Origin of the sequence: uncultured Tateyamaria sp., assembly GCF_947504105.1 — a bacterium.
In the GTDB taxonomy this organism is placed as follows: Bacteria; Pseudomonadota; Alphaproteobacteria; order Rhodobacterales; family Rhodobacteraceae; genus Tateyamaria.
In genome coordinates this window covers 35,721-55,830 of the sequence record NZ_CANNGP010000019.1, presented here as the reverse complement: position 1 = coordinate 55,830, position 20,110 = coordinate 35,721, and the positions used below count along the sequence as shown (strand labels likewise).

Genomic DNA, 20,110 nt, shown 5'->3' with positions numbered 1-20,110 from the left:
GTGTGTGACATCTCCGGATGATTTTCTTGGGTGTGAAAACAAAAAAGCGGCGGCCCCAGGGAGGAGGGGGCCGCCGCCTTCGTCATGCCATCCGGTCAGGGAGGAGGAGGACCGGTTTGACAATCTCTGCACCGTTTTTGGTGCGGTATTCGTGCGACGACATTCGGGAGGAGGTGAATGCCGCCGCGCTTGCAACATCGCGTCGGTCAGGGAGGAGGAAGACCGAAAGTGCGATGTATTGCGGTGTTAAAGTGCGGCGACGCCAGGGAGGAGGAAGGCGCCGCCGCCAATTTCAGATGCCCCAGGGAGGAGGAGGGGGCGATCTGATCCGTGTGTTCCTTGTTTACGCCGCGACGTCGTTCGCGGATTCCCAAGCCACGCGCTTCAGTTCCGACCGGTGCAGACCCAGATCGGCCAGTTCGCGGTTGGACAGAGCGTTCAGCTCGGTAAATGTGCTGCGGAAGATGCGCTGTTTTGCGCGACGCTCTGCAGCAGCTTCAAACACGCGGGCAACCGTGCCGAGGGTACGTTCGACGAGGTTGGTGCGACGTGCTACGTCATTGTAATAGGCCATGTTCTTTGCCTCATGCTCGTTTCGTTGACCTGAATATAAGCCAATGCTGCGGGTGCACAATACACACCAATTCAATGCTGCTATGCAGCAATTGCATGGGGTTCCGGTCGAATTGTCGGGCAATGTGCACAACGATGCGGCGTTTGCGCCGTAGCAGTTTACGGGCTCTTGCAAGACGGGAAATTTGTGCCATTTCTTTCACCATAAAGCGGGGAAATCGAGCATGGCTGTCACGAAGCAAAATGTTATGGACGCGCTGACGCGCGTGGGAATGCCGGACGGTGGTGATCTGATCAGCCGTGATTTGATTCGAGCGGTGCAGGTGCAGGGCGATGCCGTGCAGTTTGTGATCGAGGCCCCGACCCCGGAACTGGCGGCGCAAATGGAGCCCGTGCGTGCCGCTGCCGAGGCGGCCGTCCGGTCGTTGGAGGCCGTGGGCGATGTGCGCGTTGCATTGACCGCACATGGACCTGCCAAGAAGGCCGCGGCCCCGCCAAGCCTGAAGATCGGGGGACATCCGAAACCTCAGGAGGGGCCCACCAAGCCCACAGGCGTCAAACGCATCCTTGCCATCGGATCCGGCAAGGGCGGTGTCGGCAAATCCACCGTGTCGTCGAACCTGGCCGTGGCGCTTGCCAAGCAGGGACGCAAGGTTGGGCTGCTGGATGCAGATATATACGGTCCGTCCCAGCCCCGGATGATGGGAGTGAACAAGCGCCCGGCCTCGCCCGATGGCAAAACCATCATTCCATTGCACGCCCATGGTGTGACCCTGATGTCCATCGGGTTCATGTTGGAAGAGGGTAAGGCCGTCGTTTGGCGTGGCCCCATGCTGATGGGCGCGCTGCAGCAGATGCTGGGGCAGGTGGAGTGGGGCGAGTTGGACATTTTGCTTGTCGACCTGCCGCCCGGCACTGGCGACGTACAGCTGACCTTGTGCACCAAGTCCGAACTGTCCGGGGCCATTGTTGTCAGCACCCCGCAGGACGTTGCGTTGATTGACGCCCGCAAGGCGCTGGACATGTTCACCACGCTCAAGACGCCGGTGCTGGGTCTGATCGAGAATATGTCGATGTTTGTGTGCCCCGACTGTGGATCAGAGCATCAGATTTTCGGTCAGGGCGGTGTGGCGGCGGAGGCCGACAAGCTGGGTGTGCCGCTGCTGGGTGCGCTGCCCATCGACCTTGAGACCCGGCTGGCCGGGGACGGGGGGACGCCCGTTGCGTTGGGCGATGGCCCCATGGCGCAGGCCTATGCCCGCATTGCCGAGGGGCTCATCAAGGGCGGGATGGCGTGATCAGACGTCACGCCCTTCGACGGCGATGCCGTAGATGGTGGTGAGGATGCTGGCGCTGACGAGGGCGTAGAGCAACGACACGATCACAGAGATCAGTCCGCTGACGATGTTGTCCGTCAGGATCGACGACAGGACGGTGTTCAGGGCGAAATCGAAGACCGCAAGGATGATCATGATCCCGAAGATCGTGCCGGCCAGCGGTCTGGACGCCTCCCAGCTTTCGCTGAACTTCATCTTGTGCCCGATTGTGCAGGCGGGGAGGATCAAGCTCCACCGGAAGAACACCCAGCCTAAAAGCGCGACCAACGGGATGGCGACAAGGCTCGCGACGACCTCGCCCGCGGCGGCTCCGACGATGCCAACGGGAATGAAGATCGGGATGGCGATCAGGCCGAGGACAAGGCCCAGAAGGATGCTGCGACCCAAATAGCCCAGCACGATGCCGGCGCTTGGCGTGAACCCTTCGCCTCGCCGCTCGGGCGGGAGCAGAACAAAGCGGTGCCAGGCCGCGATCATCATCAGGTATCCGACCGCCATCAGGAGGAAGGCGGGGATGATCAGCGCGAAATTGATATCGCTTTCCGCGTCGCTGGATGGGACGAATGGATCAGGTAGGGTGGTCACACCGCTTAACAGCCCGGGGGTGACTGCAATCAACAGCGCTGACCCCACTGCAATCAGAAGAATGCCCGCCGACGTGGCCCGCACCGTGGCGGAGAAGTCGCGGAACACCATGGAAATAGCATGGCTGAAGATTCGGACGGCGTGGGACATGTGTGCTCCTGTCTTGATCTTGGATGCTGTTGCCGCGTCTGTGCGGTCGGCGCAAGGGATTTCATGGGACTGAGTGCGGGGCGGGTGTGTGATATGGGAAATCATGGGCGCAGAGTGTCAAAACGACCATGATTCGAATCAAGTCGTTTGATTTCTGCACCAAAGATCTGGAACAATAGAAGAACATGAGCGTATTGATATCGCTCGGCGCACTTTTTTGGGAATTTGTGGGAAAAACTAGCGCTGGCCTCTGCGGCACTACATGTTGTGTCTGTCTCTTGCAGAGTGCCATCATCGTCCGTAGGGTTGGCCGGTTTAGCCACAATATGTTGTTTTTGAGCGTGCGCAAAAGCAAGCTGTTGCACCTACCACCCTCAAAAAACCATTGCTTCCCATGTTTTCCCACGTCATACCTAATGACATCAGATGAGAACGAGCACGGGGCAACGAACGACCCCAAGCAAAAAACAAAACTCTAGCAGGTTTCATACAGGCACCTCGCTTTCATCAGACCAGAGATCCGGCGCGTGAGCGAGCAGACATCCCCCCAGGTGGCGCGCGCAGCTGGACATCCCGCGAGGCGGGACGAGGGCGGCGGGTTGATCAGTGGCAGCAGATCAACCCGCCGTTTCCATTTCTTGCCCCTTGAGGGGCGGTGGAAAACACAAGCCCCGGCAAGAGGGCGCAGGTGACTGGGGAACGAATTTGAAGCGCGGGGGCGCGGAAACGAAATAGGGACGGGCCAAACAGTGGCACGCAGGTTCAGAGGCGAAAGCGACCACAAGGTGGACGCAAAGGGGCGGGTGTCTATCCCGGCCTCGTTTCGTCGTGTGATCGAAGCCTGCGACCCCGACTGGACTGACGGCCTGCCGCCCCGCGTGATCATCGTCTATGGTGGCGCGACCCGCGGTTACCTTGAAGGCTTCACAATTGAAGCCATGGACGAGGTGGACGCCAAGATTTCCAAATTCCCACGAGGGTCCGCCAAGCGGAAGGCGATGGAGCGGCTGTACAGCGCGCAGGCCATCGAAACCGTCGTGGACGACACGGGCCGCATCGTGCTGCCCGCCAAGCTGCGCGAGAAGATCGGCCTTGATGGCATGGCGCGCTTTGTCTCCTCGGGCGATACATTCGAGATCTGGCAGCCCGACGCCTATGACGAGAGTATCGCGGCGCTGGACGATGACGGTTTCGATCCGGATCTGGACCCGTCAGCCTACCTTGACGGGGACATGGAGTAGGAATGGCTGGGGGGCCACATATTCCGGTTCTGATCGACGCGATCCTGCAGCACTGTGCGCCGATTGAAGGCGCGTGGCTTGATGGCACCTTTGGCGCCGGGGGCTACACCCGCGCCTTGCTTGAGGCAGGTGCGGATCGGGTGATCGCCGTTGATCGCGATCCGCTTGCGTTCGAGATGGCCGCCGGTTGGGCGGATGCCTATGGCGACCGTATCACGATGCAACCCGGTGTGTTTTCCAAGCTGGATCAGTACGGTGAGAGCCTTGATGGCGTTGTGCTGGACCTTGGTGTGAGTTCAATGCAACTGGATCAGGCTGAGCGCGGCTTTTCCTTCATGAAAGACGGGCCGCTGGACATGCGCATGTCGCAGGATGGGCCGTCGGCGGCGGATATCGTGAACGAAGCCGATGAAGGCGTGCTGGCCGATATTCTGTTTCAGTACGGAGAAGAGCGGGCGAGCCGCCGTATTGCGCGGGCCATCATCACGGCGCGTCCGATCACCACGACAATGGCGCTGGTGGGCGTGATCGAGAAATGCTTGCCCCGTCCCAAGCCCGGTCAATCGCATCCCGCCACACGAAGCTTTCAGGCGCTGCGCATTGCGGTGAACAACGAATATGACGAGCTCTATCAGGGGCTTATGGCCGCAGAGCGGGCATTGAAGCCCGGCGGCAAGCTGGCTGTTGTGACCTTCCATTCGGTCGAGGACCGGATGGTCAAACGCTTCATGACGGCGCGGGGCGGGCGGCAAGCCAACCCCAACCGTTACGCGCCCGAGGTCGAGGCCGCACCCGCGCAGTTCGAATTGAAGACCCGCAAGGCCATTGGACCCGACAGGGATGAGCTGGACATGAACCCGCGCAGCCGGTCGGCCAAGCTGCGGGTGGCGGTGCGCACAGATGCGCCCGCCGGAGAGATTGACGCGAAGAGTATTGGTATGCCGCAGGTCAGGGGGGCCATCTGATGCGCACTGTTTTGTATATTTTTACCACGTTGGCCGTGATTGGCTTGGCCTTCTGGGCCTACCGCGAGAACTACGCGACGCAAGAGGCGCTGTCCAAGACGGACAGGTTGCATCACGACATTCGCACAGCGCATTCGCGGCTTGCGGTTCTGAAGGCTGAATGGGCCTATCTGAACCGTCCGGACCGGTTGCGTGACCTGGCTGATATCAACTTTGACAGGCTGGGCCTGCTGCCTTTCCGTCCCGACCAGTTTGGCCATGTGGACGAGGTGGCGTATCCCGCGCCTCCGCTGCTCATCATCGACAATGCGGTCGAAGTGTCTGGTGAATTGCCTGGCGACGGAGAGCAGCCATGACCCGTACCCCCCTGCGTCCTCTGGCCCGCATCCTGCCTGCACGCGCTGCCGGTGAAAGCACCGAGGCGATCGAGCGTGAAAACCTGCGTGCCCGTCACGAGGAAATGCGCGACCGGTCGCGTCAGCGCGCCGAAGGGCGTTTGCTGGTTTTGGGCCTGTTCTTTTTCTGCGCCTTCGTGACCGTCGCTGTACGCATGGGTGTGCTGGCGACGTCCGAACCGGTTGAACCGCGTGCGAGCGCCCAAGGGGCGGCCATTTCAGCGGCCCGTGCGGACATCGTGGACCGGAACGGGCGTTTGCTGGCCACGAATTTTGAGACCCATGCGCTGTATGCCCAGCCGCCACAAATGGTGGACCCGGCGGCATCTGCCAAGGGATTGGCCGCGATCTTTCCCGATCTGAAGGAAGAGGAGCTGCTGAAAGACTTTATCGGCAAGCGCAAGTTCCTTTGGATCCGCAAGAAAATCAGCCCCGAGCAGATGCAGAAGGTGCATGAAATCGGTGATCCGGGTCTGTTGTTTGGTCCCCGTGACATGCGTCTGTATCCAAACGGATCGTTGGCAGCACACGTCCTGGGCGGTGCGAGCTTTGGCAAAGAAGGTGTAAGTGCCGCCGAAGTCATTGGCGTTGCCGGGGTCGAAAAGCATTTTGATGACTACCTGCGCGATCCGGCAAACGGGCAAAAGCCGCTGCAACTGTCACTTGATTTGACCGTTCAGGCGGCAGCCGAACGCGTGCTCTATGGTGGCATGCGCTTGATGAACGCCAAGGGTGCGACATCGGTCCTGATGGATGTGAAGACAGGCGAGGTGATTTCGGTCGTGTCGTTGCCGCATTTCGATCCGAACAACCGGCCTCGGCCTGCGACCAGCGGTGACCAGTCTGACAGCCCTTTGTTCAACCGATCGGTGCAGGGCGTGTATGAGCTTGGATCCGCGTTCAAGATATTTACGGCGGCGCAGGCCGTCGATCTGGGGCTCGTGTCGCCCTCGACCATCATCAACACGGCAGGGCCGATGCGTGTAGGTGGTTTCCGCATCGGTGAGTTCCGCAACAAGAACTATGGCAAGCTGAGCGTTGCAGATATCATTGTGAAATCGTCGAACCGCGGCACGGGTCGCATGGCCTTGCAGATTGGTGCGGAGCGGCAGCAGCAGTTCCTGAAGTCACTGGGTTTCTTCGAGCCGACGGAGTTCGAGATTGTCGAGGCGCGCACCGGTAAGCCGCTTTTGCCCAAACGCTGGACAGAACTGAGCGCTGTGACGGTGAGCTATGGCCACGGGCTGTCGTCCTCGCCCATGCATCTTGCGGCTGGATATGCGGCCATTGCCAACGGCGGGCGGCTGGTGAAGCCCACGATTCTCAAACAGCAGGGCCCTCGTCTGGGCGACCGGGTGATGAGCGAAGGTGCAGCACGCTCTGCACGCGAGATGCTGCGCAAGGTGGTGACGGATGGGACTGCCAGCATGGCTGAGGTGCCGGGGTATGCCGTCGGCGGCAAGACCGGGACCGCCGACAAGCCGAAGCCGCGTGGCGGGTATTATGATGACAAGGTCATTGCCACCTTTGCCACCATGTTCCCGGCCCACGATCCGAAATACGTGCTGGTGGTTACCCTGGACGAACCTGTCGAGACTTCCGGCGACAAACCACGCCGTACGGCGGGCTGGACCGCCGTTCCCGTAGCGGCGGAGATGATTGGCCGGATCGCGCCGCTTTTGGGCCTGCGTCCAAGCGTTGAACCTGTCACGCTCGCTGATATAACGCTGACCAGCAGCAACTGAGCCAAAAGGCCATCCATATGGGCGCGCAGGCACGATCACTTTCATCGCTGGGCCTGACCGCTCGCGGTGGGGCCAATCCAGACATCACCGGCATTGCCGTCGACAGCCGCGAGGTGAAGCACGGGTTCCTGTTCGCGGCCATGCCCGGGTCTCGCGTGCACGGAGCGGAGTTCATTCAATATGCCGTACGCATGGGGGCAGCGGCTGTTCTGACGGATGCCGAGGGCGCGACGTTGGCCGCGGATTGGTTGAAGGACGTGGCGGTTGTTGTCACCGATGCACCGCGCGAGGCGCTGAGCCGCACGGCCGCCCTGTGGTTCGGCGGTCAGCCTGATGTGATGGTTGCCATCACCGGCACCAATGGCAAGACATCCGTGTCGACCTTTGTGCGCCAGATCTGGATCGAGATGGAGCTGCCCGCCGTCAACCTTGGCACAACGGGTGTCGAGGGCACATGGACCGCGCCCTTGGCCCATACGACGCCGGAACCCATCACGCTTCACAGGACCCTGGCCGAAGCGAAAGCCAATGGCATCACCCATGCCGCGATGGAAGCGTCGTCTCATGGCCTTGACCAGCGGAGGCTGGACGGGGTCACTTTGCGAGCAGCCGGGTTCACGAATTTTACCCAGGATCATCTGGATTATCATCACACTTTCGAGGCGTATTTTGATGCCAAGGCCGGTCTGTTTGCCCGGGTCCTGCCCGAGGACGGGGTGGCTGTGATCAACATGGATGATGCGCGTGGTGTGGATATGGCAGCCATTGCACGCGCACGCGGCCAAAAGGTGTTGGCCGTTGGTCGCGATGGCGGTGACCTTTGCCTGACAGCACAGCGTTTTGACGCCACGGGGCAGGATGTGCGATTTGAATACGGGGGCAGGGCCTATACTGCGCGTTTGCCCCTGATCGGGGGGTTTCAGGCTGACAATGTCATGCTGGCCTGCGGTTTGGTCATTGCTTGCGGGGCTGAGCCTGCGCGGGTCTTTGAGACATTGCCGCATCTGGGTACAGTGCGAGGCCGCATGCAATTGGCCGCAACGCGGCAGAATGGCGCTGCGGTGTTCGTGGACTACTCGCACACGCCTGACGCGGTGGCGACCGCGCTCAAGGCCATGCGCCCCCATGTGATGGGGCGGTTGATTGCTGTTGTCGGGGCGGGTGGTGATCGGGATGCGGGTAAGCGCCCATTGATGGGGCAGGCCGCGGCCGAGAATGCGGATATCGTTTTTGTCACTGACGACAACCCGCGCAGCGAGGATCCCGCGTTGATCCGTACCGCCGTTATGGAAGGGTGTCCGGACGCGACTGAAGTTGGCGACCGGGCCGAGGCGATCTTGCGCGCTGTGGATGCGCTTGGCCCGGGTGACGCGCTTTTGATTGCGGGCAAGGGGCACGAGACGGGCCAGGTGGTTGGCGATGATGTGTTGCCCTTTGACGATGTGGAACAGGCCAGCGTGGCAGTGGCTGCCTTGGAAGGACGATTGACATGACGCTTTGGACCTCAGCCGAGGCTGTTGCCGCAACGGGCGGTCGGGCCACGACGGATTGGACGGCCACGGGTGTCTCGATCGATACGCGGACCTTGCAGCCCGGTGATGTGTTTGTGGCGCTGAAGGCGGCGCGGGATGGGCACGAATTTGTTGCTCAAGCGCTTGAGAAAGGGGCCGCGGCAGCCCTTGTGACCCATGTTCCGGAGGGTGTGGCCGAAGACGCGCCTTTGCTGATCGTCGAGGATGTTCTGCAGGGGTTGGAGGCGCTGGGTGTTGCGGCGCGTGCCCGCACGGAGGCCCGTGTGGTCGCGATCACGGGATCGGTTGGCAAAACCTCGACCAAGGAAATGCTGCGCGCGATCCTGTCGGATCAGGGGCGCACCCATGCCTCTGTCGCCAGTTACAACAATCACTGGGGCGTGCCGCTGACCTTGGCGCGGATGCCCAAGGATACGGAATATGCCGTGATCGAGATCGGGATGAACCATCCCGGCGAAATCGCGCCCTTGGCAAAGATGGCCCGCCCGCATGTCGCAATGATTACAACCGTGGCGGCTGCGCATCTGGAAGCCTTCGAGAATATCGAAGGGATCGCGGTCGAGAAGGCATCGATCATTGATGGGTTGGAGCATGGCGGTGCAGCGGTGCTGAACAATGATTGTTCGACAGCCGCGATCCTGCAGGCCAAGGCGCATGATGCCAAGCGCCGCGACATTGGCTTTGGCGAACACGGCTTTGATTTCAAATTGAAATCCGTTGATCTAAAGCGCGATACAACCGTGGTGCAGGCCGAGGCGCATGATGTTCCGCTGCTGTTCAAGATCGGCGCGGTGGGCAGGCACTATGCCATGAACGGTTTGGGTGCGTTGGCCGCAGCCGAGGCGCTGGGCGCGGATCTGGCGCTTGCCGCGCAGTCGCTGGGCCGGTGGTCGCCTTACCAAGGGCGCGGTGCGAGAGAGGTTGTCGTGCTGGATCCGGTTGAAACGCATATGACGCTTGAACTGATCGATGACAGCTACAACGCCAATCCGACGTCGATGGGCGCGGCACTTGAGGTGTTGGCGGCAGCGGAAGTGACCCATGACATCGGGCGCGTCAGCAAGGGGCGGCGGATCGCCTTTGTCGGTGACATGAAAGAATTGGGCGATGAAGGCCCCGCAATGCATGCCGAGATTGCCGAATTGCAATCGGTGTCGGCCATCGACGTGATCCATTGCGTTGGCCCGTTGATGCAGCACCTGCACGAGGCGTTGCCTGCGGACAAGCAGGGCCAGTGGACCGAAACGTCGGACGAGATGGCAGGACAGGTGCGGCGTCGGCTGGACAGCGGGGACGTGGTGCTGGTCAAGGGCTCGCTCAGCATGAAACTGGCGCTGGTCGTTGACGCGATCCGCAAAATGGGCCATCCGATGGTTAAGGGCGAAGACCCACAAAATAATGCGTAGGGACAGGCAGGCATGCTCTATTGGTTGACGGCACTTTCGGATGGCGGGGACTTTTTCAACCTGTTCCGCTATATCACTTTTCGGGCCGGGGGCGCGTTTCTGACGGCCCTGGTCTTTGGATTTCTGTTTGGCCGTCCGCTGATTGCGGTGTTGCGGCGCAAGCAGGGCAAGGGCCAGCCGATCCGCGATGACGGTCCCGAGGGGCACTTTTCGAAGGCCGGGACGCCAACGATGGGCGGGCTGTTGATTGTTGGCGCGCTGGCGACCTCAACGCTGTTATGGGCGCGCTGGGACAACCCGTTCATGTGGATCGTGCTTGGGGTTACGCTTGCGTTCGCCTTGATCGGTTTTGCCGATGATTATGCCAAGGTGTCCAAGCAAACCACGGCAGGTGTGCCCGGTAAGATACGGCTTTTGCTTGGGTTTTTGATTGCCGGCATTGCTGCCTATTTTGCGACGATCAGTCATCCGGACGATCTGCAGAACCAGTTGGCCGTGCCTGTACTCAAGGATGCGCTGATCAATATGGGTGTACTGTTCATTCCGTTTGCCATCATCGTCATCGTTGGCGCCGCAAATGCCGTAAACCTGACGGACGGGCTGGACGGGCTGGCCATCATGCCGGTGATGATCGCGGGTGGGACGCTGGGTATCATTGCATACGCTGTGGGCCGCGTTGATTTCACCGAGTATCTGGATGTGCACTATGTGCCCGGCACGGGCGAGCTGTTGATCTTTACCTCTGCTCTTTTTGGCGGGGGGTTGGGGTTCTTGTGGTACAATGCGCCGCCTGCGGCCGTTTTCATGGGCGACACCGGGTCTTTGGCGCTGGGTGGTGCTTTGGGTGCGATCGCCGTTGCGACGAAACACGAATTGGTTCTGGCCATCGTAGGTGGCTTGTTCGTGGTCGAAGCTCTGAGCGTCATCATCCAGGTCCTCTACTTCAAACGGACCGGCAAGCGGGTGTTCCTGATGGCCCCGATCCATCACCACTATGAGAAAAAGGGCTGGGCCGAGCCGCAGATCGTGATCCGGTTCTGGATCATCTCCCTGATCCTCGCGATGATCGGTCTTGCCACGTTGAAGGTGCGGTAATGCCCCGTGCGCTGATCACCGGCGGCAACCGAGGGATCGGATATGCCATGGCGCAGGGCCTGCTGGCGCGGGGATGCGACGTTGTGATTGGGGCAAGAGATGCGCAGGCCGGGGCAAAGGCCGCGACCGAATTGGGCTGCGACTGGGTGCATCTTGATCTTGAAGACGCCGCCAGTTTTGCACCGGCCATTGAGGCCGCTGGTGGTGTAGACATCCTGATCAACAACGCAGGCATTCTGATCGAGGACAGCATGGTGCGCCATCCCGAGGGTTTGCGCCGTTCCATGCAGGTGATGTTCCATGCACCGTTCGAACTGATCCTTCTGTGTCTACCACATATGGAGCAGGCTGGGCAGGGGCGGATCATCAACGTGAGCTCTGGTTGGGGCGCTTATGACGAAGGCATGGAAGGCCCCGGCGGATACGGTGTTGCCAAAGCCGCGCTGAATGCACTGAGTTTTGCGCTGCCGCGCGATCTGCCGCCGGGAGTGACCGTCAACGCGATGTGCCCCGGTTGGGTGCATACGCGCATGGGAGGGGCTGCTGCACCGGGGACGCCTGAGCAGGGCGCCGATACAGGCATCTGGCTTGCCTTGGACGCGCCTGCTGATGTTACCGGGAAGTTCTTTCGCAACCGTCAGGAAAAGGCGTGGTGATGATCCTTCTTCTGGCTGAAAATACCTCGGGGGAGGCCGCAGGCCGGGGGCAGAGCCCCCAAGGAGCACCGCAATGATCCCGGTGCAGGGTCTGAACGGTGCGCGTGTGGCGGTTCTTGGGCTTGGACGCTCAGGCCTTGTTGCGGCGCGCGCGGTGAAGGCGGGCGGGGCGACACCGATCTGCTGGGACGACAATCCGGACGCCCGCGCCAAGGCTGAAACCGAAGGGTTTGCGTGCCTCGACCTCAAGAAAGGCGGTGCTTTTGACGATGTTGCACGCCTGATCGTCAGCCCCGGCATTCCGCATCTTTATCCGTGGCCGAACCCGGTGATTGCGGCGGCTTGGGCGGCCGGTGTGCCCGTAGACAATGACATCGGTCTGTTCTTCCAGTCCTTCGCCACATCCGAGTGGAACCGCTTTGACACCGTGCCGCGTGTGATTGCCGTGACCGGATCCAACGGCAAATCGACGACCTGCGCCCTGATCCATCACATCATGGAGGTCGCGGGCCGTCCCAGCCAGCTTGCGGGCAATATCGGTCGTGGTGTGTTGGATATCGACCCGCCCCATGATGGAGAGATCGTGGTGCTGGAGCTGTCGAGCTACCAAACCGACCTGGCGCGCAGCCTGACACCGGACGTGGCCGTGTTCACCAACCTGTCGCCTGATCATCTGGACCGGCATGCGGGTATGGGTGGATATTTTGCCGCCAAGCGCAGGCTTTTTGCCGAAGGTGGCCCGGACAGGGCCGTCATCGGCGTGGATGAGGATGAAGGGCGATCCCTTGCAGGACAGCTCAGCGAAGGGCCAAGCGATGATCGCGTGATCCGCGTGTCTGGTGCCGAAAAGCTGACCGGCCCGGGATGGCAGGTCTTTGCCAAGAAGGGGTTTCTGGCCGAGTACCGCAAAGGACGGCAGGTGGCGTCGATTGATTTGCGCGACGTCGCAGGGTTGCCCGGTGCACATAATCATCAGAACGCCTGTGCGGCCTATGCCGCCGCACGCGCTGTTGGTGTGGCCCCCAAGGTGATCGAGCAGGCGTTCCACAGTTTTGCAGGCTTGCCGCATCGCAGCCAGACCATCGCCGAGGCGGATGGTGTCAGGTATGTGAACGACAGCAAGGCCACAAATGTGGACAGCGCGGCCAAGGCGCTGGCGGCGTTCAAGAACATCCGTTGGATTTGCGGTGGGTTGCAGAAGGAGGGCGGGCTTGACCCGCTCAATCATGCGGCATCTGGTGTGCGCAAAGCCTATGTGATTGGCCGTGAAGCGGCACAGTTCGCAATGCAACTGAATGTCGAGACGCAGGTTTGTGGCAGCATGTCGGCCGCTGTTGCGGCTGCCATGGAGGATGCCGAGGCCGGGGACGTGGTCTTGCTTGCCCCGGCGGCGGCCAGTTTCGATCAGTATGACAGTTTTGAACGCCGCGGCGAGGACTTTGCCGCCGAAGTCACGAAACGAATGTAATCCAAAGGCGCGCCTGCGGCGCATTCCATTTTGATTTTGGGCGCGCCCTACTGCTTCTTTCGGGCCCGGATCAATTCTGGATGGCGCGTGCGGCCGCCATGGCCGATGACCAGGCCCATTGGAAATTGTACCCGCCCAACCAGCCGGTGACATCCAATGCTTCACCGATAAAGAACAGACCGGGGGTGGTTTGCGACTCCATGGTTTTGGAGCTGATCTGGTCCGTGTCGATCCCGCCCCGCGTCACTTCCGCTGTGCGGTACCCCTCTGTGCCGCCCGGCGTCAAAAGCCAGTTTTGCAGGTCGTGGGTCAGTGCCTTGATCCGCGCGTCTGACATGTCACCCAGACGCCCCGACATATCCATCTGAGTGCTGAGGTGATCAACAAGCCGTGCGGGCAGGTGGCGGGCCAGTTCGGTTGTCAGTGCTTTTTTTCCGTCTGTTTGCCGTTTGTCGCGGAGAATTGTGGTCAGGTCCGTCTCGGGTGCCAGATGCACAGTGATGTCCTGACCCGCATGCCAGTAGCTGGAGGCCTGCAGAATGGCCGGACCGGACAGACCGCGATGGGTGAACAGCATGGCTTCATCAAAGCTGGTGCCATTTGCCGTGACCCGGGCGGGGCATGCGACACCTGAAATGTCGGCAAAGCGGCGGTCGGGGAATGTGAAGGGGACAAGGGCAGGCTCGGTCGCGGTCACGCGGTGCCCGAATTGACGAGCAATGTCATAGGCAAAGCCGGTGGCGCCCATCTTGGGGATGGATTTGCCGCCACTGGCGATAACAACGTTGCGTGTGGTGATCTGCCGTTTGTCGCTTAGCGTGGCGACAAAACCGCTGTCGCTTTTGGCAAGGTTGGTGGCTGCTGTTTGCAAACACAGTTCAACGCCAGACTGCTGCAGGAGGCCACGCAGCATCGCGATGATGTCCTTGGCTGAATTGTCGCAAAACAGCTGGCCCAGTGTCTTTTCGTGCCACGAGATGCCGTGCCGATCCACCAGATCGATGAAATCCCATTGGGTGTAACGCGCCAGCGCGGACTTGGCGAAATGCGGGTTCTGGCTGATGAAAGCGTGCGCATCGCAATAAAGGTTTGTGAAGTTGCAACGTCCGCCGCCCGAGATACGGATCTTTTCTCCCGGTGCCTTGGCATGGTCGATCAGCAGCACGCGCCCACCGGTGTGGGCCGCGCACATCATACCTGCGGCCCCAGCCCCAATAACAAGCGTGTCATATTCCATGACGTCCCCGTGCAGCATCGCACAGAAAGGGTCAAGCAGATGGGGTTGTGTGGCTCACAGCCTTGCCTAGGTCGAAGAAAGTGCAACAAACATGAGGATATTCTAAATGACAGCTTTGGCCGCAGGCAGCGTTTTCCCGAAACTTGATGTCGCAAAACTGGGCGGCGGTACGCTGACCCTGGGTGAGCCGCAGAGCGCGCATGATTGGCAACTGGTCATTGTGTATCGCGGTTTGCATTGTCCGCTTTGCAAAAAGTACCTCGCGCAGTTGCAGGAGCTGGAAGCGAGTTTCAACGCGGTGGGTGTCGACGTTGTGGCCGTGTCGGGTGATCCGCAGGACAAGGCGCAAGCGATGGTCGATGAGAAAGAGCTGAGTGTTGCCATGGGGTATGGATTGACCGTGGCACAGATGGAAGCGCTGGGTGTGTACGTGTCTGACCCCCGCAGCGCGCAGGAAACAGACCGCCCATTTCCAGAGCCCGGCCTGTTCGTCGTGAACGGTGACGGTGCGATCCAGATGGTCGATGTATCGAATGCACCGTTCCTGCGTCCCGACCTTCAGAGCGTGTTAAACGGTCTCAATTTTGTGCGTGGCAATGATTATCCGATCCGCGGGACGCATAAAGCGGCATAAGCTTGCTTGCGGGCCAGTAAACAAAGGCTGGCCCGCCTGACCATTTGTCGCTATGGTGATTGCGCGCACCTTGGATCAACCGGGGGCGTGAGGCAGTTACAGGTAGCAAGGCGGCAGATCATGACTGAGATGGTCTATGGCGCGGTCCCGGTGCGGGACGGCGAACCAATTCTTCCAAAATGGTGGCGCACGGTCGACAAGTGGTCGCTGAGTTGTGTTTTGTTCCTGTTCGCCATTGGCTTGCTGCTGGGGCTTGCGGCCTCTGTGCCGCTGGCCGAGAAAAACGGTTTTCCTCCATTTCACTACGTCGCCCGGCAGGCCTTTTTCGGCTCGGTCGCACTGATGCTGATGATTGTCACGTCGATGATGTCGCCCGTTGTGGTCCGCCGTCTGGCCGTGCTGGGTTTTCTGATTTCCTTTGTGGCGCTTGCGTTGTTGCCGTTTTTCGGCACCGACTTTGGAAAAGGGGCGGTGCGTTGGTATTCGATGGGCTTTGCCAGTATTCAGCCGTCCGAGTTTCTGAAGCCCGGCTTTGTTGTGGCCGCTGCATGGATGCTGGCCGCCAGCCAGGAATTGAACGGCCCGCCGGGGCGCACGTGGTCTTTTGCGCTGTGTGTCTCAATCGTTCTGATGCTCGCGTTGCAACCTGACTTTGGGCAGGCATGCCTTGTCCTGTTTGGCTGGGGGGTCATGTATTTCGTGGCCGGTGCGCCGATGATCCTTCTGGTCGGCATGGCCGGGTTGGTCGTTTTTGGGGGCACCATCGCCTATTCCAATTCGGAGCACTTTGCCCGCCGCATCGATGGCTTCCTGAGCCCTGATGTCGATCCGCGCACGCAGCTTGGCTACGCAACGAACGCCATCCAGGAAGGTGGGCTTTTTGGTGTTGGTGTTGGTGAGGGGCAGGTGAAATGGTCACTTCCTGACGCACATACCGATTTTATCATCGCTGTCGCGGCCGAGGAATATGGCCTGATCCTCGTGTTGTGCATCATCGCGCTTTACACCGGCATCGTGGTGCGGTCGCTGATGCGGTTGGTGCGCGAACGTGATCCGTTTATCCGCCTTGCGGGCACGGGGCTGGCTTGCATGTTCGGTGTTCAGGCCATGATCAACATGGGCGTTGCCGTGCGTCTGTTGCCCGCCAAGGGCATGACCCTTCCGTTTGTCAGTTATGGTGGATCGTCCGTGATCGCATCGGGCATTGCCGTCGGCATGCTGCTAGCCTTTACCCGAAGCCGCCCGCAAGGTGAGATTTCGGATCTTTTGGGGCGCCGTCGATGACGCAACAGCCGCTTCTTCTGATCGCAGCCGGTGGCACCGGTGGTCACATGTTCCCGGCCCAGGCTTTGGCCGAGGCGATGCTGGCGCGCGGTTGGCGGGTGAAGCTGAGCACGGATGCACGAGGCGCGCGCTACACCGGTGGGTTTCCGCATACGACCGAGATTGAACAGGTGTCCTCGGCCACCTTTTCGCGCGGCGGGGTGCTGGCCAAGATTGCCGTTCCGTTTCGTATTGCTGCGGGCATAGCGGCGGCCAAGATCAAGATGCTGCGTGACCGTCCCGCTGTTGTCGTGGGGTTTGGTGGCTATCCCACCATTCCTGCCTTGGCGGCCGCCACGATATTGCGCGTCCCGCGTATGATCCATGAGCAGAATGGTGTGCTGGGCCGCGTGAACCAGCTGTTTGCCAAGCGGATGGATGCTGTTGCCTGCGGCACATGGCCAACCGAATTGCCCGAGGGTGTCGAAGGCACCTATGTTGGCAACCCGGTGCGCGGGGCCGTGTTGGAGCGGGCCGGAGCCGGGTACATTGCACCCGGCGACTACCCGATGGAGGTGCTGGTCATCGGTGGCAGCCAGGGCGCGCGCATCCTGTCGGACGTCATCCCGCCTGCCATTGCCAGCCTGTCCATGGATCGGTTGCGCAACATCCGCGTCAGCCATCAGGCCCGGGGTGAGGATGAAGATCGCGTGCGCGCGTTTTATGCCGAAAGCGGCATCAATGCCGATGTGCAGCCGTTCTTTCACGATGTCCCGCGCCGGATGTCCGAGGCACAGTTGATCATTTCGCGTTCCGGCGCGTCTTCGGTTGCTGACATTTCGATCATCGGACGGCCTTCAATCCTTGTTCCATTGGCCGCAGCCATTCGGGACGAGCAGACGGCTAACGCCCGTGGTCTGGTGGACGCGGGGGCGGCCATCCTGATCCCCGAAAGCCAATTGAGCATCGAAAACGTGGCGGAACAGATCAACGCTGTACTGGACAATCCCCACGGCGCGTTGCAGATGGCCAACGCCGCGCTGAGCGCTGGCAAACCGGATGCCACCGAACAACTTGTCTATATGGTCGAAACCCTCAGCCAGAAAGGGGTCTGACAATGAATGCCGCAACCAAACTGCCCGGAGATGTCGGGCCGATCCATTTCGTTGGTATTGGCGGGATTGGGATGTCCGGCATCGCCGAGGTGCTGTTGAACCATGGATATGTCGTGCAGGGGTCGGACCTTAGACGCACGCCGATCACGGAACGGTTGCAGGAACTGGGCGCGCATATCTTCGTCGGTCAGAATGCCAAGAATGTCGAACAGGCGGAGGTGGTTGTGATTTCGTCCGCCATCAAGCCGGGAAACGCGGAACTTGATGCCGCCCGTGCACGCGGATTGCCGATTGTGCGGCGGGCCGAGATGCTGGCCGAGCTGATGCGCTTGCGGTCGAACATCGCGGTTGCCGGAACCCACGGTAAGACGACAACCACCACTATGGTTGCGGCCCTGCTGGATGAGGGCAAATTTGACCCGACCGTGGTCAATGGTGGTATCATTCACGCCTACGGCTCGAACGCCCGCAAGGGTGATGGCGAGTGGATGGTGGTTGAAGCGGACGAGAGCGACGGGACCTTTAACCGCCTGCCTGCGACCATCGCCATCGTAACCAATATCGATCCCGAGCATATGGAACACTGGGGTACGGAAGAAGCACTGCACAAAGGCTTTTATGACTTCGTGTCGAACATCCCGTTCTACGGGCTTGCCGTGTGCTGCACCGATGATCCCGACGTACAAAGCCTGGTGGGTAAGATCACCGACCGACGCGTGACGACCTATGGCTTCAATGCGCAGGCCGATGTGCGGGCCATGAACCTGACCTATGAGAATGGTGTCGCCCATTTCGACATTGCTTTGCAGGCCGAGGATCAGGTGATCGAAGGTTGCAGCCTGCCTATGCCCGGTGATCACAACGTGTCGAACGCTTTGAGCGCTGTTGCCGTGGCCCGTCATCTGGGCATGAAGGCGGATGAGATCCGCACGGCTCTAGCCAATTTTGGCGGCGTTAACCGTCGGTTTACCCGTGTGGGCGAGGTTGAGGGGGTTACGATCATTGACGATTACGGCCACCACCCAACCGAGATTGCCGCCGTGTTGAAAGCTGCGCGTCAAGCGACAACGGGCCGCGTGATCGCGGTCCACCAGCCGCACCGCTATACGCGGCTGCATCATCATTTCGATGATTTCTGTTCCTGCTTCAACGACGCTGATGTCGTGGGTATCGCCGATATTTTTGCCGCGGGTGAAGACCCGATCGACGGGGCCAGCCGCGATGATCTGGTTGCGGGCCTGATCCGTCATGGTCACCGTCACGCCCGCGCTGTGGTCGATGAAAACGACTTGGAACGGTTGGTACGCGAACAGGCGCGGCCCGGTGATATGGTCGTGTGCCTTGGGGCCGGGTCGATCAGCGCATGGGCCAATGGTTTGCCTGCGCGGTTGCACAAGGGGGCGGCGTGACGTCCATGCACATGGTTTGGGAGCAGGTCAAAGGTGGGCAGTACCCCGGGGTGTTCTGGGTTACTGCCGTCGCCGCGGCGGCTATCGGGCTTGCAACAACGGCTCTGATGCAGCATGGATTTGTTCTGTTTGGACTTGCAGTCAGCCTTTTGGCGGTGCCCATCATCGTCACCTACGTCGTGGCCACGCTGACTGCAGACATCAGCATCGCGGCCAAGGCAGCTCGCGTGTTGGCGTTGTTTGCCGTGTCGATGGTCCTGTTTGTTCTACTGAACGGTATGAGGACAGCATGACCACAGTTGCGATCATATTCGCGCTGTTGATGATGCCCGTCGGTATCCTGCTGCGCATGCGTAACCTGCCAATGGTGTTGGGGGCGCTGGTTGTCCTTTGCCTGGTTCTGAGCCTTTACAATCTCTTTGTCAGTGCGCCTGGCTCACCTTTGTTCTTTGCCGGTCCCGCAGCACTTGCGTTGATGCTGGGGTGGGTCCTCGGCAAGCGGTTTGGAGGGCGCGGTTGATGTTGATCTGGGCGTGTATCGGGTGGGTCTTTGCCGCGACGGTTGTCGCAATGCTGCCCATGCGCCATCAGTATTTTCCGGGTATCGCCCTGCTGATCGCGGCGCCGCTGCTGATCCTCTGGATCGGCGTTTCAGTGGCGTGGTGGGCCGGCCTTCTGGCGCTTGCGGCCTTTGTATCAATGTTCCGCAATCCACTGCGCTATCTCTGGGCCAAGGCCCGCGGTCAGAACCCTCAACTTCCGCCGGAGCTCCGCTCATGAGCCTATCCCTGATACTCGCGTGCCTATGGGGTGTTGCGGCAAACGTCCTTGCGATGATGCCAAGCCGTGACAACCATTGGACAAATGCCTACGCGCTCATTGCGATTGGTATTCCCATCATTGGCTACGTCACGTGGCAGCATGGTCCGTGGTTGGGGTTGATCGTCATGGTTGCAGGAATGAGTATCCTGAGGTGGCCGGTCATTTACCTCAGTCGCTGGCTCAAACGGAGGGTGATCCGATGATGTATGCAATTGCGCTTACGGCGCTTGGTTTGGGTATTGTCGCTGGATGGTCGATGGCCTCGCGTTTCATGTTGCGCAGTTTGGCAGCCGTATTCATTCTGCTGGCTTCGACGGTCTTGTGGGTCAGTCTGGCGCCCGGCACGCTTCCGGGCGACGGGTTTGCGGTGGTTGTGGCGACCTTTCTGGTTGCTCTGCCCATGGCCTCCGGGCTGCTGGGCGGCGCAGTGTTTTGCGGCTTGATCCGGCGTCATGCCAAGGCGTCTTGACCTCGTGTCAACG

22 protein-coding genes are annotated in these 20,110 nt (G+C 60.5%); 19 read left to right on the top strand and 3 right to left on the bottom strand.

Features of this window, described 5'->3' with window-relative positions:
- Positions 1–343: 343 nt before the first annotated feature.
- Positions 344–574: a DUF1127 domain-containing protein gene (locus tag Q1A75_RS12930; protein ID WP_299548257.1), complete on the bottom strand. Its 231-nt coding sequence runs from the start codon at positions 572–574 to the stop codon at positions 344–346.
- A 223-nt stretch (positions 575–797) separates the two neighbouring features.
- Between Q1A75_RS12930 and Q1A75_RS12925 the strand changes: the two genes are divergently transcribed.
- Complete coding sequence (locus Q1A75_RS12925) at positions 798–1,871, top strand: Mrp/NBP35 family ATP-binding protein (RefSeq protein ID WP_299548260.1); 1,074 nt, start codon at positions 798–800, stop codon at positions 1,869–1,871.
- Here the strand turns inward: Q1A75_RS12925 and Q1A75_RS12920 are convergent, their stop codons facing one another.
- Complete coding sequence (locus Q1A75_RS12920; protein ID WP_299548261.1) at positions 1,872–2,645, bottom strand: hypothetical protein; 774 nt, start codon at positions 2,643–2,645, stop codon at positions 1,872–1,874.
- Positions 2,646–3,394: 749 nt separating this feature from the next.
- Here Q1A75_RS12920 and mraZ point away from each other — a divergent pair.
- The 9 genes from mraZ (at position 3,395) to murD (ending at position 13,148) form a co-directional block, all read left to right on the top strand.
- The gene (gene mraZ, locus Q1A75_RS12915) at positions 3,395–3,886 is read left to right on the top strand and encodes a division/cell wall cluster transcriptional repressor MraZ (RefSeq protein ID WP_299548264.1); all 492 of its coding nucleotides are present in this window, start codon (positions 3,395–3,397) and stop codon (positions 3,884–3,886) included.
- Positions 3,887–3,888: 2 nt separating this feature from the next.
- Positions 3,889–4,851 (top strand): 16S rRNA (cytosine(1402)-N(4))-methyltransferase RsmH, encoded by a 963-nt coding sequence (gene rsmH / locus Q1A75_RS12910; protein ID WP_299548267.1) that lies wholly within the window; start codon positions 3,889–3,891, stop codon positions 4,849–4,851.
- On the top strand, positions 4,851–5,207 hold the full coding sequence (locus Q1A75_RS12905) for a cell division protein FtsL (RefSeq protein WP_299548270.1): 357 nt from the start codon (positions 4,851–4,853) through the stop codon (positions 5,205–5,207). Before rsmH ends, Q1A75_RS12905 begins: the two co-directional genes overlap by 1 nt.
- Positions 5,204–6,991, top strand: a complete 1,788-nt coding sequence (locus Q1A75_RS12900) for a penicillin-binding protein 2 (protein WP_299548273.1) — start codon at positions 5,204–5,206, stop codon at positions 6,989–6,991. The genes Q1A75_RS12905 and Q1A75_RS12900 overlap by 4 nt, the downstream gene beginning before the upstream one ends.
- Before the next feature lie 17 nt (positions 6,992–7,008).
- Positions 7,009–8,484 (top strand): UDP-N-acetylmuramoyl-L-alanyl-D-glutamate--2,6-diaminopimelate ligase, encoded by a 1,476-nt coding sequence (locus Q1A75_RS12895; RefSeq protein WP_299548276.1) that lies wholly within the window; start codon positions 7,009–7,011, stop codon positions 8,482–8,484.
- Positions 8,481–9,929 carry a UDP-N-acetylmuramoyl-tripeptide--D-alanyl-D-alanine ligase gene (gene murF, locus Q1A75_RS12890; RefSeq protein WP_299548279.1) on the top strand — a complete coding sequence of 483 codons (1,449 nt, stop codon included), beginning with the start codon at positions 8,481–8,483 and terminating at the stop codon, positions 9,927–9,929. The genes Q1A75_RS12895 and murF overlap by 4 nt, the downstream gene beginning before the upstream one ends.
- Positions 9,930–9,941: 12 nt before the next feature.
- Positions 9,942–11,024: a phospho-N-acetylmuramoyl-pentapeptide-transferase gene (mraY, locus tag Q1A75_RS12885; RefSeq protein ID WP_299548282.1), complete on the top strand. Its 1,083-nt coding sequence runs from the start codon at positions 9,942–9,944 to the stop codon at positions 11,022–11,024.
- On the top strand, positions 11,024–11,680 hold the full coding sequence (locus tag Q1A75_RS12880) for an SDR family NAD(P)-dependent oxidoreductase (protein WP_299548285.1): 657 nt from the start codon (positions 11,024–11,026) through the stop codon (positions 11,678–11,680). Before mraY ends, Q1A75_RS12880 begins: the two co-directional genes overlap by 1 nt.
- A gap of 73 nt (positions 11,681–11,753) precedes the next feature.
- The gene (murD, locus tag Q1A75_RS12875) at positions 11,754–13,148 is read left to right on the top strand and encodes a UDP-N-acetylmuramoyl-L-alanine--D-glutamate ligase (RefSeq protein WP_299548288.1); all 1,395 of its coding nucleotides are present in this window, start codon (positions 11,754–11,756) and stop codon (positions 13,146–13,148) included.
- Positions 13,149–13,218: 70 nt separating this feature from the next.
- On the opposite strand, the gene Q1A75_RS12870 is transcribed toward murD, so the two are convergent.
- Positions 13,219–14,385, bottom strand: a complete 1,167-nt coding sequence (locus Q1A75_RS12870; protein ID WP_299548291.1) for an NAD(P)/FAD-dependent oxidoreductase — start codon at positions 14,383–14,385, stop codon at positions 13,219–13,221.
- A gap of 106 nt (positions 14,386–14,491) precedes the next feature.
- Between Q1A75_RS12870 and Q1A75_RS12865 the strand changes: the two genes are divergently transcribed.
- From Q1A75_RS12865 to Q1A75_RS12825, 9 genes are all read left to right on the top strand, one after another.
- Entirely contained in the window at positions 14,492–15,019 is a 528-nt protein-coding gene (locus Q1A75_RS12865; RefSeq protein WP_299548294.1) for a redoxin domain-containing protein, read from the top strand.
- 120 nt (positions 15,020–15,139) lie between these two features.
- Entirely contained in the window at positions 15,140–16,303 is a 1,164-nt protein-coding gene (gene ftsW / locus Q1A75_RS12860) for a putative lipid II flippase FtsW (RefSeq protein WP_299548297.1), read from the top strand.
- The gene (locus Q1A75_RS12855) at positions 16,300–17,397 is read left to right on the top strand and encodes a UDP-N-acetylglucosamine--N-acetylmuramyl-(pentapeptide) pyrophosphoryl-undecaprenol N-acetylglucosamine transferase (RefSeq protein WP_299548299.1); all 1,098 of its coding nucleotides are present in this window, start codon (positions 16,300–16,302) and stop codon (positions 17,395–17,397) included. Before ftsW ends, Q1A75_RS12855 begins: the two co-directional genes overlap by 4 nt.
- 2 nt (positions 17,398–17,399) lie before the next feature.
- Positions 17,400–18,806 (top strand): UDP-N-acetylmuramate--L-alanine ligase, encoded by a 1,407-nt coding sequence (gene murC, locus Q1A75_RS12850; RefSeq protein ID WP_299548301.1) that lies wholly within the window; start codon positions 17,400–17,402, stop codon positions 18,804–18,806.
- Positions 18,803–19,099, top strand: coding sequence for a hypothetical protein (locus Q1A75_RS12845; protein ID WP_299592381.1), 297 nt, complete (start codon positions 18,803–18,805; stop codon positions 19,097–19,099). The genes murC and Q1A75_RS12845 overlap by 4 nt, the downstream gene beginning before the upstream one ends.
- Positions 19,096–19,326: a hypothetical protein gene (locus tag Q1A75_RS12840; RefSeq protein WP_299548305.1), complete on the top strand. Its 231-nt coding sequence runs from the start codon at positions 19,096–19,098 to the stop codon at positions 19,324–19,326. Before Q1A75_RS12845 ends, Q1A75_RS12840 begins: the two co-directional genes overlap by 4 nt.
- Positions 19,326–19,586 (top strand): DUF2484 family protein, encoded by a 261-nt coding sequence (locus Q1A75_RS12835; protein WP_299548307.1) that lies wholly within the window; start codon positions 19,326–19,328, stop codon positions 19,584–19,586. The genes Q1A75_RS12840 and Q1A75_RS12835 overlap by 1 nt, the downstream gene beginning before the upstream one ends.
- Complete coding sequence (locus Q1A75_RS12830) at positions 19,583–19,831, top strand: DUF2484 family protein (protein WP_299548309.1); 249 nt, start codon at positions 19,583–19,585, stop codon at positions 19,829–19,831. Before Q1A75_RS12835 ends, Q1A75_RS12830 begins: the two co-directional genes overlap by 4 nt.
- A complete protein-coding gene (locus Q1A75_RS12825; protein WP_299548311.1) occupies positions 19,828–20,097 on the top strand; it encodes a hypothetical protein in 270 nt (89 codons plus the stop codon). The genes Q1A75_RS12830 and Q1A75_RS12825 overlap by 4 nt, the downstream gene beginning before the upstream one ends.
- Positions 20,098–20,110 lie beyond the last annotated feature (13 nt).

Excerpts from the sequence above, each read along its gene's own strand:
- Q1A75_RS12930 (WP_299548257.1), bottom strand. The coding sequence starts at position 574 with ATGGCCTATTACAATGACGTAGCACGTCGCACCAACCTCGTCGAACGT.
- Q1A75_RS12925 (WP_299548260.1), top strand. The coding sequence starts at position 798 with ATGGCTGTCACGAAGCAAAATGTTATGGACGCGCTGACGCGCGTGGGA.
- Q1A75_RS12920 (WP_299548261.1), bottom strand. The coding sequence starts at position 2,645 with ATGTCCCACGCCGTCCGAATCTTCAGCCATGCTATTTCCATGGTGTTC.
- rsmH (WP_299548267.1), top strand. The coding sequence starts at position 3,889 with ATGGCTGGGGGGCCACATATTCCGGTTCTGATCGACGCGATCCTGCAG.
- Q1A75_RS12905 (WP_299548270.1), top strand. The coding sequence starts at position 4,851 with ATGCGCACTGTTTTGTATATTTTTACCACGTTGGCCGTGATTGGCTTG.
- Q1A75_RS12900 (WP_299548273.1), top strand. The coding sequence starts at position 5,204 with ATGACCCGTACCCCCCTGCGTCCTCTGGCCCGCATCCTGCCTGCACGC.
- Q1A75_RS12895 (WP_299548276.1), top strand. The coding sequence starts at position 7,009 with ATGGGCGCGCAGGCACGATCACTTTCATCGCTGGGCCTGACCGCTCGC.
- murF (WP_299548279.1), top strand. The coding sequence starts at position 8,481 with ATGACGCTTTGGACCTCAGCCGAGGCTGTTGCCGCAACGGGCGGTCGG.
- mraY (WP_299548282.1), top strand. The coding sequence starts at position 9,942 with ATGCTCTATTGGTTGACGGCACTTTCGGATGGCGGGGACTTTTTCAAC.
- Q1A75_RS12880 (WP_299548285.1), top strand. The coding sequence starts at position 11,024 with ATGCCCCGTGCGCTGATCACCGGCGGCAACCGAGGGATCGGATATGCC.
- murD (WP_299548288.1), top strand. The coding sequence starts at position 11,754 with ATGATCCCGGTGCAGGGTCTGAACGGTGCGCGTGTGGCGGTTCTTGGG.
- Q1A75_RS12870 (WP_299548291.1), bottom strand. The coding sequence starts at position 14,385 with ATGGAATATGACACGCTTGTTATTGGGGCTGGGGCCGCAGGTATGATG.
- Q1A75_RS12865 (WP_299548294.1), top strand. The coding sequence starts at position 14,492 with ATGACAGCTTTGGCCGCAGGCAGCGTTTTCCCGAAACTTGATGTCGCA.
- ftsW (WP_299548297.1), top strand. The coding sequence starts at position 15,140 with ATGACTGAGATGGTCTATGGCGCGGTCCCGGTGCGGGACGGCGAACCA.
- Q1A75_RS12855 (WP_299548299.1), top strand. The coding sequence starts at position 16,300 with ATGACGCAACAGCCGCTTCTTCTGATCGCAGCCGGTGGCACCGGTGGT.
- murC (WP_299548301.1), top strand. The coding sequence starts at position 17,400 with ATGAATGCCGCAACCAAACTGCCCGGAGATGTCGGGCCGATCCATTTC.
- Q1A75_RS12840 (WP_299548305.1), top strand. The coding sequence starts at position 19,096 with ATGACCACAGTTGCGATCATATTCGCGCTGTTGATGATGCCCGTCGGT.
- Q1A75_RS12835 (WP_299548307.1), top strand. The coding sequence starts at position 19,326 with ATGTTGATCTGGGCGTGTATCGGGTGGGTCTTTGCCGCGACGGTTGTC.
- Q1A75_RS12830 (WP_299548309.1), top strand. The coding sequence starts at position 19,583 with ATGAGCCTATCCCTGATACTCGCGTGCCTATGGGGTGTTGCGGCAAAC.
- Q1A75_RS12825 (WP_299548311.1), top strand. The coding sequence starts at position 19,828 with ATGATGTATGCAATTGCGCTTACGGCGCTTGGTTTGGGTATTGTCGCT.